The sequence below is a fragment of the Pseudomonas sp. IT-P176 genome, assembly GCF_949767245.1.
Classification (GTDB): domain Bacteria; phylum Pseudomonadota; class Gammaproteobacteria; order Pseudomonadales; family Pseudomonadaceae; genus Aquipseudomonas.
In genome coordinates this window covers 14,287-28,169 of sequence record NZ_CATKPN010000048.1, presented here as the reverse complement: position 1 = coordinate 28,169, position 13,883 = coordinate 14,287, and the positions used below count along the sequence as shown (strand labels likewise).

At 63.9% G+C, this 13,883-nt stretch carries 9 protein-coding genes; 7 read left to right on the top strand and 2 right to left on the bottom strand.

Translation table 11 applies throughout. The features are described 5' to 3' along the window. Nucleotides 1-6: 6 nt before the first annotated feature. Both ACM6IP_RS14585 and ACM6IP_RS14580 read left to right on the top strand, forming a co-directional pair. Nucleotides 7-2,283, top strand: coding sequence for a PAS domain S-box protein (locus ACM6IP_RS14585; RefSeq protein ID WP_401131164.1), 2,277 nt, complete (start codon nucleotides 7-9; stop codon nucleotides 2,281-2,283). A 4-nt stretch (nucleotides 2,284-2,287) separates the two neighbouring features. Then, complete coding sequence (locus ACM6IP_RS14580) at nucleotides 2,288-2,923, top strand: response regulator transcription factor (RefSeq protein WP_159996831.1); 636 nt, start codon at nucleotides 2,288-2,290, stop codon at nucleotides 2,921-2,923. A gap of 598 nt (nucleotides 2,924-3,521) precedes the next feature. Here the strand turns inward: ACM6IP_RS14580 and ACM6IP_RS14575 are convergent. Then, nucleotides 3,522-4,451: a LysR family transcriptional regulator gene (locus ACM6IP_RS14575; protein ID WP_401131258.1), complete on the bottom strand. Its 930-nt coding sequence runs from the start codon at nucleotides 4,449-4,451 to the stop codon at nucleotides 3,522-3,524. Between the two features lie 98 nt (nucleotides 4,452-4,549). Between ACM6IP_RS14575 and ACM6IP_RS14570 the strand changes: the two genes are divergently transcribed. The 5 genes from ACM6IP_RS14570 (at nucleotide 4,550) to ACM6IP_RS14550 (ending at nucleotide 11,523) form a co-directional block, all read left to right on the top strand. Beyond that, complete coding sequence (locus tag ACM6IP_RS14570) at nucleotides 4,550-5,413, top strand: AraC family transcriptional regulator (protein WP_159996827.1); 864 nt, start codon at nucleotides 4,550-4,552, stop codon at nucleotides 5,411-5,413. Nucleotides 5,414-5,511: 98 nt separating this feature from the next. Beyond that, nucleotides 5,512-7,338: a DUF1302 domain-containing protein gene (locus ACM6IP_RS14565; protein WP_320332567.1), complete on the top strand. Its 1,827-nt coding sequence runs from the start codon at nucleotides 5,512-5,514 to the stop codon at nucleotides 7,336-7,338. Nucleotides 7,339-7,350: 12 nt separating this feature from the next. Continuing rightward, entirely contained in the window at nucleotides 7,351-8,688 is a 1,338-nt protein-coding gene (locus tag ACM6IP_RS14560; RefSeq protein ID WP_401131255.1) for a DUF1329 domain-containing protein, read from the top strand. 72 nt (nucleotides 8,689-8,760) lie between these two features. Beyond that, nucleotides 8,761-10,116, top strand: a complete 1,356-nt coding sequence (locus ACM6IP_RS14555) for a DUF1254 domain-containing protein (protein WP_414861725.1) — start codon at nucleotides 8,761-8,763, stop codon at nucleotides 10,114-10,116. Between the two features lie 3 nt (nucleotides 10,117-10,119). Beyond that, nucleotides 10,120-11,523: a DUF1254 domain-containing protein gene (locus ACM6IP_RS14550; RefSeq protein WP_414861724.1), complete on the top strand. Its 1,404-nt coding sequence runs from the start codon at nucleotides 10,120-10,122 to the stop codon at nucleotides 11,521-11,523. Between the two features lie 333 nt (nucleotides 11,524-11,856). On the opposite strand, the gene ACM6IP_RS14545 is transcribed toward ACM6IP_RS14550, so the two are convergent. Then, nucleotides 11,857-13,830, bottom strand: coding sequence for an alkyl/aryl-sulfatase (locus ACM6IP_RS14545; protein ID WP_414861723.1), 1,974 nt, complete (start codon nucleotides 13,828-13,830; stop codon nucleotides 11,857-11,859). Between the last annotated feature and the right edge of the window lie 53 nt (nucleotides 13,831-13,883).

Below are 13,883 nucleotides of genomic sequence, written 5' to 3'. Positions count from 1 at the left end.
CCTGCAATGACCCACGTTCCCGTTCGATTGCACAGCTGGTTGCGCCTGCAGCGCGAAGGCGTGCCCCTGGCAACGCGGGCCGACGCCTTGTGCCGTGCATTGCAGGACTGCCCCGAAGTGCGCCGGGCGTTTTATTTGCGCTGGCAACCGCAGGCGCGCCTTTATAGCCATGCCGGTGCTGCCCGGCATTTTCCGCCGGGGCAGGGCGATCCGGCGCTGGCCAGCGATCAGCGATTGCTCGATCAACTGCAGCAAGTGGGGCGCTTGGACCTGGCCCAGGTGCGCCAGCTCGATTGCTGGCTGGCCGGACGCCTACGCCGGGCCGCCATTCGCCATGGCCAAGTGTTCGAGCTGGCTTTGCAGGCCGGGCAGCCGGGGCTGTTGCTGATTGAAGTGTGCGAGGGTGTCAGTCTCGATTGGCTGGGCTGGGTCCATGACCTGTTGACGACCCTGCTGCACAGCGCCAATGGCACGCTGCGCGCGTCACCGCTGTTGGGTCACGATCCGCAGCCGAGCCTGCTGCTCGATGCCCAGGGCCGGACGCTGGAATGCAACGCCGCGCTGTTGGCCTTGCTCGGGGACAAGCCGCTGGCTGAGGTGCCGGGTTTGTTGCCAGTCAATCATCGCGAACTGGTGCGCGCTTGCCTGGAGCAGCAACGCGCCATCGACGGGGTCGAGGCCCAGTGCCAGGCACAGATCCTGATCTGGACTTTTATCCCCGACCCACAGGATGAGCGGGTACTCGCCCGTTGTCGCGACGCCACCACCCAGGTGCTGGCCGCACGCGAAGCGGCCACGGCCCGTAGGCTTTATCGCTTGATCATCGAGAACACCACCGACCTGATTTCCCGGCACACCCCGGACGGGCGCTTTCTCGACGCCTCGCCGGCGTCCTGGACCCTGTTGGGCTACTGGCCGGAGCAATTGCGTGGGCGTCTGGCCCGCAGCCTGTTCCATGAACATGACCTGCACAGCCTGGTGCAGCGGGCGCGGGATGCGCTGGAGCAAGACGGTTATCACACCATGACTTACCGCATCCGCCACTGTGACGGCCATTACCTGTGGTTCGAAACCGCGAGCCGGGCGATCCGCGAAACCTACACCGGGGCGGTGGTCGAGGTGGTCAGCGTGTCCCGGGACATCACCGCCCGGGTGCAGGCCGAGGAGAACAAGCGGCGCCTGGCCGAGGTGGTCGAGGTCAATACCGATCCGGTGTTGTTCATCGACCCGCAGGGCCAGGTGACCTACCTCAATCCGGCGGCCCGGCGCCTGCTCGGGATCGCCGACGGACAACCGTTGCCGGAGCTGGCCGCGCTGTTTGCCAGTGACGACCTGGCGCGATTGCAGCGTGACGGCTGGAGCAGCGCCGAGCGCGATGGCGTGTGGAGCGGCGACGCGCGCCTGCAACCCTTGGCTGGCGCCAGTTCGGTGCCAGTGTCGCTGGTGCTGCTGGCCCACCGTTCGGCAGGGGGCGAGCGTTACTACTCGCTGGTGGCGCGGGACATGACCGAACGGGAATTGCGCGAAGCCCAGCAGCGTCGCCATCAGGACGAACTGGCGCACACTGCGCGGGTGGTGACCCTGGGTGAACTGGCCTCGGGGATCGCCCACGAGATCAATCAACCGCTGGCGGCGGTGGTCAATTATGCCAATGCCAGCCAGCGCTATTTGCAGAGCCTGGAGAGCAATCCGCAGGCCGCGGAAAAAGTCGCCCAGGGCCTGCAACGCATCACCCATCACGCCACCCACGCCTCGCAGGTGATCAGCCGCCTGCGGGCATTCCTGCGCAAGGGTCAGCGGCGCATGCAGGCCCTGGATTTTGCCGAGGTGGCCCGCGGCGCCGTGCGTTTGTGCGCCTGGGAAGCGAGCAATTGGCAAGTGACAATCGAGGATCGCCTGCCGGATAATCTGCCGCCCGTGTATGCCGACCGGGTGTTGCTGGAACAGGTGTTGCTCAATCTGTTGCGCAATGCCATCGATGCCAACCGCGAGCGCCATCCCGGCCAGCCTTCGCTGATCCTGATGGCGGCGCAGCAGGGTAGCGCGGGCAACGTCGAGATCACGGTGCATGACCAGGGGCCGGGTGTCAGCGAGTCGCAACTGGCGCAGATGTTCACTCCGTTCTACACCAGCAAGGCCGACGGGCTGGGCCTCGGCCTGTCCATGAGTCGCAGCATCATCGAAGGTTTTGGTGGCGAGCTTGAGGCTCGGCGCCAGGCCGTCGGCTTGCTGATGAGCTGCCGCTTGCCGCTGGCCGGCCCAACCAGACAACCTCAGGAATAACGTAATGGCGGGTGCGACAGAACACGTGGTGTATGTGGTCGACGATGACCAGGGCATGCTCGACTCAACGGTCTGGCTGCTCGAATCGGTGGGGCTCAAGGCCTTGCCGTTTACCAGTGGGGTCGAGTTTCTCAATGCCTGCGATGCCAGCCTCGATGCTTGCGTCTTGCTCGACGTGCGCATGCCCGGCATGGGTGGCTTGAACGTGCAGGAGGAAATGCGCCAGCGCGAGCTGAACCTGCCGATCATTTTTGTCAGCGGCCACGCCGATGTGCCGATTGTGGTGCGCGCCTTCAAGGCCGGGGCCCATGACTTCATCGAAAAGCCCTACAACGAGCAGTTGCTGCTGGACAGTGTGCAACAGGCGCTGAGCAATGGCGCCGCTGGCCGCTCCGGCAACCAGGGGCACCAGGCCTTGCAGGCGCGCCTGCAGACGTTGACCCCACGGGAGCGCGATGTGTTGTTGCCGTTGGTACAGGGTTACACCACCCGAGAGATTGCCGAGCAATTGGGGGTGAGTGCCAAGACTGTCGACCTGTATCGTTCGCGGGTGATGAAGCGGATGTTGGCGCAGACTTTGCCGGATTTGGTGGGGATGGCTATTGCGGCGGGGTTGGTTGATCCGCTGCGGTTGCGGTGATTTTTTTTGGGGGAGGGTGGGTACATATCCGTTGCTGCGGTAACGGCGGCTTAGGGTTTCGCCCTTACGGCGAGGCACTTTTGTCAAACGACACAAAAGTACCCAAAAAGTCTTGCCCCCAGCGTTCGGCCCCTCGCTAAGGCTCGGGGTCCCTTCGCTACGGTATCCATCAGGGGGCATCGCCTACGGTTTGCTTCGCTGCACCTCCTCTCGATGCATGCGGCTTCGCCGCACGGCGCTACGCGCCTCCCCCCTGATGGACACCTTCGCTCAGCCTGCCGAAGGGGCGGGTGGATCAAGATCAAAAGCAAGAGCACGGCGACCTGACAGTCGGCCTGAGTGGTAAAAGCGGGCGAGGCGGCCTACCGGCCGACCTGTTTGCCCTGGTGTCGCGTTCCCTTGTGGGAGCGGGCTTGCCCGCGATGGCGATCTGCGCCAAACCACAGATCTCGGTAATACCCCAACCCCCGTAGCAGCTGCCGAGCCCGCGAGGCTGCGTTCGAGGACGCAGTCCTCGCCGCCTTTCAATCCTGCCGACGGTGCAGGGGGATCAAGATCAAAAGTCGCCGCACGGCGATCTGCTTGTCGGCCGGGTGGGTTATACCATCGCGCCTTCCAGCTCCAGCAAGCGTCGATCCACCCGCACAATCGCATCGACCATGGCCAGGGCCGCCGGGGTCAGGGAGTGTCCGGCGCGGCTGACGATTCCGTAATGCAGCTGCAGTCCCGGGTCGTCTGTGGGGATGTCGGTGAAGCTCAGCAGGCTGATTTCGCCCTTGAGCGCCAACTCGCTCAAGGCTTCCATGGTGGCGAGGCCGACGGCGTCGGAGCGCATTACTACGCGGCGGATCGCGTCGAACTGGGCACATTCCACGCGGGTCTCGAAGTCGGCTTCGCCCTGCACGTCGGCGAGGATTTTGCGGATCATCGGCGGGATCCGCGTGCCCACCACCGGGTAGTCGAGCAGGGCCCGCAGTGCCAGCGGCCGGCCGTGGCTCAAGGGGTGTCCGGCGCGGCAGAAGAACCGCCCGCGACGGGGTCGCAGTAACTGCACCTGGTACTGCGGATCGCCGGTGAAATAGCGCGAATCGGCGACCAGGAATTCGATCTGCTGCTCCTTGAGCCAGCCTGCCAGTTGTTCCCAGTCACCCTGGTGAAAGCGGGTACGGATGGCCGGGTGGGCGCTGATGAATTCGGCCAGGGCTTCGGGCACCAGCAATTGCGCTGGGTAGGGCCCACAGCCGAAATGCAGCTCACCGCCGGTCAGGCCGTTGTATTGCATCAACTCGTTGTGCAGCGCCTGGCTGCCCGCCAGCAGGCGTCGGGCATGCTGCAGCACCAGTTGGCCCTGGCCGGTCAGGCGAAACTCGCGGCTGCTGCGCTCCACCAGCGCACAATCGAGGTCGCGCTCCAGGGTCTGGATGCTGCGACTGAAGGCCGGCTGGCTGAGGTTGATCGCCTCGGCCGCCCGCACAAAACTGCGGTAATCGGCCAGGGCCACCAGGTGGCGAAGCTGACGGAGGTCCACTATGCGTCTCCTGCATTCGTTGGATACTTTTAATGCATTTGATCGATAGCATACGGGCTGGCATAAGTACAACCCTCTTTTGCCTGCAGCGCTCGCTCATGCCTGATCAAACGTTCGCCTCCAGTGCCTTCACCCGCACCATCCTCAGTCATGCCCGCCAGGTCGGCCTGTGTGAGCAAGTCTTGTTGCAGCGTGCCGGTATCAGCCTGTCCTGGCTCGACGACCAGCACCAGCACATCCCGGCGCACCTGGTGGAACAGTTGTGGCGTGAATGCGAGAACGCCGGCGTTGGGCGCCACTTCGGCTGTGACCTGGTCAATGGCATGGCCACCAGTTGCCTGCAAGGCATGAACATCCTGCTGGACTCGGCCGCCACCTTGCGCGCCAGCCTGCGCTGTTTTACCGACTATCTGCCGCGGGTCACCAACCATGTCCTGGCCGAGCTCGAGGAAAGCACCGACGAGGCCCGTCTGCACCTGCGCCCGGCCCGGCAGATGCCGCATTTTTTTGGCCTTGATGCTGCCACCTTGAGCCTGGTGCGCAACATTTCGCGGCGAGTTGGCCTGGCACCGGCCCAGTTGTTCAGCCGCGTGCGCCTGGCACCCGGGCAGGCGGCTGGCGAATGGCTGGATGGGCAGGGGGTCAGCACCGAGGTGGCCGAGCACCCGTGTCTGATCCTGCCAAGGCTCAGCCTGGAACTGCCGGTGCTCAGCGCCCATCCCTTTTTGCACCAGAGCATGCTGCGCCACTGGCAAGCGGCGGCGCCCAACGAGACCCGCACTGACAGCCTGGAGTTGGCGCGGCACTGGTTGACCGCTGGCGACCAGCCGATCGAGCGGATTGCCGAGCGCCTGGGTTATCGCCAGCCGAGCAATTTCATCCGCGCCTTCCGCAAGCAGTTCGGTATCACCCCCAAGCAGTTTCGCCTTGGGCACTTCCAGGGTTGCGCTGACCCGGCCTAAAAAACCGGATGATCATTTTTTGTCGCGCCACGCTTGCGCCTGTTGTTGGATTGTTGGGCATTTTGACCGGGCTGAGTACATCTGACCGGAGCCTAATAATGATAAAAACATGCTCGGCCAACGCCTGCGTCGCGCCACGACGCAAAAGGCTTGGCCACACCCGACCGCAACCGCTAGCCCTGGCCATCCTGGCGGCCATGGTCGCGCCTGCCCAGGCGACCACCTTCGAGTTCAACGAAGACTGGAGCCTGTCGACCAAGACGACCCTGTCCCTGGGCAGCAGTTGGTCGACGCAAAATCCCGACAAAAGCATGATGACCCGGGCCAATGCCCTGCAGGCACAGCATGTGCAGGCCAATGGCAGCAGCGTCAGCGCCGACGACAACCGGCTGAACTTCGAGAAGGGCGACCAGATCTCGCAGATCTTCAAGGGCCTGACCGATTTCAGCCTTGATGGACAAGGGCAGGGGGCCTTTCTGCGGTTCAAGTACTGGTACGACGAGGCCTACGAAAACGGCGAAGGACGCTTCAAGCAGTTCGACGATTCGGGCTGGGACGACTTGTCCAAGTTCAAGGGTTTCAAGACCCTGGACGCCTATCTGTGGAAGGACTTCGTGGTCGCTGACCGCCCGCTCAACGTCAAGGTCGGCAACCAGGTGTTGTCCTGGGGTGAGTCGCTGTTGATCCAGAACGGCATCAACGTGATCAACCCGCTGGACGTCTCGGCGTTCAACCGTCCCGGGGTGGAGATCAAGGAAGGCCAGTTGCCGGTGGAGATGCTCTCCTTCAGCCTCGGCCTGACCGACACTCTGAACCTGGAAGGCTTTTACCAGTACAACTGGCGGCCCAGCGTGCTCGACGGCTGCGGCACGTTTTTCGCCAGCAGCGACGCGATCCAGAAGGGCTGCGGACCGCTGTACCTGAGCCAGGTACAGACCGATCAGCAAATGCAGAGCGCCGGGCTCTACGCCACCTCCCGTGGCAACGAATCGCCGTCCGATAACGGCCAGTTCGGCTTTGCCCTGCGCAACATGATCCCGGCGCTGAACGACGCGGAAGCGGCGATCTACTTCATCAACTATCACTCGCGCCTGCCGTACTTCACCCTCGACGCGCGGGATGTCACCCAACCCGGGACGTTCCCCGGCGGCATCCAGAACCCCAGCTATGCGGCGGCGTTTCCCGAGGACATTCGCCTGTACGGTTTCAGCCTCAATGGCGTCGAGCCGAACTCGGGCATCTCCCTGGCCGGCGAAATCAGCTACCGGCCGAACATGCCGCTGGCGATCAACGCCCCGGACATCAACGTTGCGGTGATTTCCGGGCCGGGCGGCAGCTCCTGGGTCGACCTGCCGAGCGGGTTTGATAACACCCATGGCGACCGCTACGACGGTTGGGTGCGCAAGGGCGTGTGGCAGATGACCGGTTCGGCGACCCAGGCCTACGACAACATCCTCGGTGCCACGCGCCTGAGCCTGTTCGGCGAGGCCGGGGTGGTGCACATCGAGGACCTGGGTGACGAGCGCCTGGGACGCAACGCCGCCTTTGGCCGCAGCAGCCCGAAAAATGGCGCGCAGTGCAATTCCGTGGCCTCGGGTGTGACCAACCAATATTGCACTGACAAGGGCTTCGCCACCGACTGGTCCTGGGGTTATCGCCTGCGCGCCAGCCTGGAATACAGCGACGTGTTCCCGGGGGTCAACCTGATCCCGGCGGTCAACTGGCGCCACGACGTCTCGGGTTATTCCTATGACCCCCAGGGCCCGTTCCAGGAAGGCCAGCAAGCGCTGGGCCTGAGCCTGACCGCCAATTACCTCAACGACTACAGCGTGGAGCTGGCCTACAACAGCTTCTTCGGCTCGAACGACTACAGCACCCTGGACGACCGCGATTTTGCCTCGGTCAGCTTCAAGGTCGACTTCTAAGGAGTATCAGTGATGCGTATGCAACTTTGTGTGCTGGCCCTGGCCTGCGCGGCGAGCCTGGCGCAGGCCAAAGGCAGTGATCCGGCGGCCCTGGGCAAGACCCTGACGCCGATGGGGTCGGAAATGGCCGCCAACGCCGACGGCAGTATTCCAGCCTGGACCGGGGGGCTGGCGGGCAACGCCGGCACGGTCGACGCCAAGGGCGGGTACAGCGACCCCTACGCCAGTGAGAAACCGCTGTTCACCATCACCGCGCAAAACCTGGCGCAGTACCAGAAGTTTCTGAGCCCGGGGCAAGTGGCGATGTTCAAGCGCTACCCCGATACCTACAAGATGCACATCTACCCCACGCACCGCAGCGCCAACCTGCCCAAGACGGTGCTCGAACAGAGCCGGGAAAACGTCGCCAAGACCAGCTTGGCCGATGGCGGCAACGGCCTGCACGACTACGTCCACGGCATTCCGTTCCCGCTGCCCACCGAAGCCCTGGAGGTGATGTGGAACCACATGACCCGCTACCGTGGTGGCAGCTACGAGCGCATCAGCAGCTCGGCTTTGGTGCGCGAGAACGGCGCCACCAGCTACGTGCGCAACCAGTCATTGATCAACTTCGCCGACACCATCAGCGGGCTTGAGCCGGGCAACAACACCCTGTTCATGTTCAAGAGCCGGGTGCTGGAACCGGCCCGTCTGTCCGGTGAAGCGGTGCTGGTGCACGAGCCGATCGACCAGGTGGCCGAGCCGCGTTCAGCTTGGCAATACCTGCCGGGGCAGCGTCGGGTGCGTCGTGCGCCGATGATCGCCTACGACAACAGCGCCCGTTACAGCAACGGCCTGATTACTGCCGACAACATCGATGGCTACAACGGTGCGCCGGACCGTTTCGACTGGAAGCTGGTGGGCAAGCAAGAGCTGTACATCCCCTACAACAGCTACAAGATCGGCAGTCGCGACCTCAAGTACGACGCGGTGATCAAGCCCAACCACGTCAACCAGGACCTGGCCCGTTACGAGAAGCACCGGGTCTGGGTGGTGGAAGCCACGCTCAAGCCCAATGCCCGGCACATCTACGGCAAGCGTCGGTTTTATATCGATGAAGACAGCTGGCAGATCGCGCAATCGGACCAGTACGACAGCCGTGGCGAACTGTGGCGCAGCGGTGAGTTGCACGCGATCCAGCACTACGATCACGGGTTCACCTACAACGTCCTGGAAACCTCGTACGACCTGATCGCCGGGCGCTACTACGCCGGAGGCCTGGCCAACGAAGAGACCGAGCCGATGCGCGTGGGTTTTGCCGCCAAGACCGACGACTACACCCCCTCGGACCTGCGACGCTGGGCCAAGTAACCCGTCCTGCGGGGCCCGCTCCTACAAAGCGGGCACTGGGCGCCGCGTTCATTGCTGTCAGGAGACATTTCCATGCGCCACTGGATTTCCGCATTAGCCTTGGGGCTCAGCGCGAGCGCCGTACAAGCCGCCAGCCTCGATCAACCGCAAGCCCGGGCCCTGGCCCAAGAGGCTTATGTGTTTGCCTACGCCACCGGCGAACACCTCAAGGTGCTCAGCGCCATCGCCGCCAAGCTGCCGTTCAACATGCTGTACAGCGAGCCACGACTGCTCGGCCCGCAAGACAACAAAGTGGTTTCCCCGAATAACGACACCTTCTACTCGCGCGCCTTGCTCGACCTGCGCGGCGAACCCCAGGTGCTGCAAGTCCCCGAGGTCGAGGGGCGATACTACAACTTCCAACTGGTGGACCTGCGCACCGACAACCTTGACTACATCGGCACCCGCGCGACCGGCAGCAAGGCCGGGCGCTACCTGATCGCCGGTCCAGACTGGCAGGGTGAGGTGCCGTCCGGTTTCAACGGGGTGATTCGCTCGCCGAGCCGCGTGGTGTTCCTGATCGGGCGCACCGAGGTCAAGGGTGCCGACGATCTCACGCAGGCGGCGCAGGTGCTCAAGGGCTACGCCTTGCAGCCCCTGTCCAGGGTGCTGGGGAACCCGGCACCCGCGGCGCTGCCCACCCTGCAGTTACCGGCCTATGAGGACAGCAAGCAGGGGCCGGCGGTGGCGTTGTTCGAGCGCTTCAATCGCCTCGCGGCGCTGCACCAGTGGACCCCCGCCGAACAGCAGAAGCTGGCACGCTATGCCGAAATCGGCATCCAGCCAGGCGTCGCATTCATGCCGCCGCAAGACCTCAAGGACGCAGTGGCCGAAGGCGCCGAAGCCGGCCGCGAACAGGTGCGAGTGGCCTCCAGCAAACTGTCCGTGGAGCAGCAAGGCTGGTTCCGCTCGCCGTCCAACGTCGGCAAGTTCGGTGACGATGACCTGACTCGCGCGGCCGTGGCCTGGCGCTACATCTATGCCAATGATCCTGCCGAAGCGCTGTATCCCATGGCACTGCACGACGCCCAGGGCCAACTACTCGATGGCAATAAAACCTATCGCCTGCATTTCGCCGCCGGGCAGTTGCCACCGGTGAATGCCTTCTGGTCCCTGACCCTGTACGACGGCAAGAGCCAATTGCTGGTGGCCAACCCGCTGGCGCGTTACTCCCTGGGTGATCGCAGCCCCGACCTGCGATACGACGCCGATGGCGGCCTGACCCTGACCCTGGCGCACGCGACCCCGGCACAGGACGCCCAGAGCAACTGGCTGCCGACGCCGCAAGGGCCGTTCAACCTGATGCTGCGGTTGTACCTGCCACAACAGCGGGCACTGGATGGCAGCTACCCATTACCGACCATCGAAGCCATCAAAGGCGAGGGCTGAACCATGAATGCTCCTTTCAGCCGTCGTCGTCTGCTCGCCGGCATGAGTGTGGCCGGTGCCGCACTGGCGTGTCCGAGTTGGTTGCTGGCCGCCAGCCAGGTCTACCCAACCTCTGCCGAGGATATCCAGGCCATCACCCGGGACGCGTGGATCTACGCCTACCCGATGCTGATGCACTACCAGACCATGGAAAAGCAGGTGCTCGACCCCAGTGCTGCCGAGTATGTCGGCGGCTTCAATTGCTTTCGTCACTACAGCAGCCTGTACACGCCGAAGAACCGCGAAATTGTCACGCCGAACAATGACACGCCGTACTCCTGGGCCTGGCTGGACCTGCGCAGTGAGCCACAGGTCTTGAGCGTGCCGGCAGTGGCCGAGGACCGTTACTACGTGCACCAGCTGGTGGATCAATACACCCACAACTTTGCCTATGTCGGGGTGCTGAGCACCGGGCGCGAGGCGGGGGACTACCTGATCGCCGGGCCTGGCTGGACGGGCGCAACCCCGGCCGGGATCAAGGCCGTACTGCGCAGTGAAACCGAGATCGTCATGGTGCTGGGCCGCACCGCGCTGAAGAACACCGAGGACATGCTGGCGGTGCGTGCCTTGCAGCAGCAGTATCGCCTGCGCTCGCTGCACGAGTATGCCGGTACCCCGGTACCCGCAGCAGCACCCGCCATCGCGTGGCAGGCGTGGGACAGCAAGACCGGGCTGGGGCCAGGGTTCATCAATCAGTTGAACCAGATCCTCACGCTGTGTCCGGTCCAACCGAGCGAGCAAGCGTTGCGTGAACGCTTTGCGCGGATCGGCGTCGTTGCGGGGCAAGCTTTTGATCCGGCCGCGTTGTCTGCCCAGCAGTTGCAGGCATTGCTGGCGGGTATCCAGCAGGCCCAGGCAGAGATGAAGGTCGCCGGGGCCAAGGTCCGTAGCACCCTGGGCATGTTCGGCAACCGCGAAGCCATGCACAACAACTACCTCAACCGTGCCCTGGGGGCGGCCATGGGTATCTACGGCAACAGCGTCGAAGAGGCGTTCTACACCGGCAGCCAGCAGGACAACCAGGGTCAGTCGTTGGTGGGCGGGCGCCGCTACCGCCTGCGCTTTGCCCCGGGGCAGTTGCCACCGGCCAGCGAATTCTGGTCACTGACCCTCTACGACCTGCCGGACCGGCAACTGGTGGCCAACCCTATCGATCGCTATTGCCTGAGCAGCCGCGACCACCTGCAGCCGGACGCCGACGGTGGCCTGACCTTGCTGGTGCAGAGCACCGCCCCCGAGACCTCGAGCAACTGGTTGCCGGCCCCACAAGACGGCGCCTTCACCCTGATCCTGCGCCTGTACGGCCCCGAGCGGCAGGTGATCGAGCAGCGTTGGCAGATGCCGGCGGTGGAGATCGTCCAGGCCTGACCCACCGGCATCGCGAGCACCCCAAACCACCGTGGGAGCGGGCTTGCCCGCGATGGGGCCAGCCCATTCAACATCGATGGTGCCTGACACACCGCCATCGCGGGCAAGCCCGCTCCCACAGGTTTGATGTGGTGTATACAGAATCTGTGAGCAGCCAAAACCACTGTGGGAGCGGGCTTGCCCGCGATGGGGGCAGCCCATTCAACATCGATGGTGCCTGACACACCGCCATCGCGGGCAAGCCCGCTCCCACAGGTTTGCTGGGTATATGCAAAATCTGTGAGCAGCCAAAACCACTGTGGGAGCGGGCGCCCGCTTGCGGCTTGCCCGCGATCAGGGCGTGACGATGTTGAACTGCGGGCTGAAGGTGTCCAGGCTGCCCAGCAGCTGACCCAGTTTCTTGCCGTCGCCCTGCAACGTGACCAAGCCTTTTTGGATCGCCGTCGGGAAGTCCAGTTGCTTGAGGCTGATTTGCTCCAGGGTGGCCTTGCTCATGCTGACGCTGGCGTCGGCCTGGGGATTGCTGCCGCTGCGGTGGGTCAGCACGCCGTTGCGCAAGGTCAGGTTGTAGGCCTGGTTCGGGTCGTTGAAGGTCCAGTTCAACGTCAGGTCATGGCCGACGGCTTTCTCGCTGTTCAGGCGAATGGCCAGGAAGTCGAAGAACATCTCCGGGGTCAGCGCCCGCACCATGTCCACCGACACCGAACTGCCGGCAGTCGGTGGCACACCATTGCGCAGTTCCATGGCGGCGGTCAGGTACATGTTGCGCCAGGTGGCGTTCTCGCTCTGGTAGCCCAGTTGTTCCAGCGCCTGGGCCTGGGTTTCGCGGCCTTCGCTGTTGTCCGGCTCGGCGAACATCAACTGATTGCCCAGTTGCGTGGCCCAGCGGTAATCACCCTTGGTCATGGCCTCGCGCATCTTGCCAATCACGGCCGCGCTACCGCCGATGGCCTCGACATAATGCTTGGCGGTTTCCACCGGCGGCAGCGGGTTGAGGTTCGACGGGTTGCCGTCATAGAAGCCCATATAGCGCTGATACACCGCCCGTGAGTTGTGGCTCAGCGAGCCGTAGTAGCTGCGGGTGTACCACTTGTTCTCCAGGTCGCCCGGGAGCTTTTGCATGTTCTGCGCGATCTCCATCGGCGTCAGGCCCTGGTTCAACAGGTGCAGGGTGCGGTCGTTGAGGAAGGCATACATGTCGCGCTGATCGGCGAGGAAGGTGCGGATGCGCTCGCCACCCCAGGTCGGCCAGTTGTGCTGGGCAAAGAGTACGTCGGCCTTGTCGCCGTAACGCGTCAGGCTGCTGTCCAGGTATTGCGACCAGGCCTTGGCATCGCGCACCGGAGCGCCGCGCGGAGTGAGGATGTTGTGCATCATCTGCGTAGCGTTTTCCGCCATGCACAAGGCTCGCAACTGCGGCAGGTAGAGGTTCATCTCCGACGGTGCTTCGGTGCCCGGGGTCAACTGGAACTGCACCTCGATGCCAGCGATGGTGCGAGTCTCGATTTCCTGGCTGATCAGGTCGGTCGGTGGAATCAGGGTGATGGTGCCGCCCGATGGCGTGTTCTTGCCCATGCCGGCGTCCACCTGGCCCTTGTCGCCCCGGGGCAACAGGCTGCCGAACTGGAACTGTGCACGGCGGCTCATGGCGTTGCCGGCGTAGACGTTCTCGCTCATCACATGTTCCATGAACCCCGATGGCGCGAACACCTTGACCTTGCCGGCCTTGACGTCGGCTTCGTCGATCACCCCGCGCACGCCACCGAAGTGGTCGACGTGGGTGTGGCTATAGATCACTGCCACCACCGGCTTGTGCGCACGGTTCTGGTAGTAGAGGTCGAGGGCGGCCTTGGCGGTTTCGGCCATGGTCAAGGGGTCGATGATGATCAGCCCGTCATCGCCTTCGATGATGGTCATGTTGGCCAGGTCCAGGCCGCGCACCTGATAGATCTTGTCGCTGACTTCAAACAGCCCGGCGTGGGCGCTGAGCTGGGCCAGGCGCCACAGGCTCGGGTTGACGGTGTCGGGGGCCTGGTCCTTGTCGAGGAAGGCGTAGGCCTGCATGTCCCAGATCACCTTGCCGTCGGCGCTCTTGATCTGGCCCTTGAACGGGGCGATCAATCCGCGGTTGACCGACTCGTAGTCGGTGCGGTCGCTGAAAGGCAATTGCTTGAGGACGGCGGCGTTGCTGGCAGCGGTCAGGGGGCTGGCGGCGGCGGGGCCTTGGCTGGCACCAGCGGACTGGGCCAGGCAGGCGGCGATCAAGGCGGCCAGCAGGCCACGGGTGGACAGTGTGAAACGAGGCATGGAGTCTCCGTTTTTATCGTTATGGCTATTCCAGTCTTGAGCTTAGGGCGCGC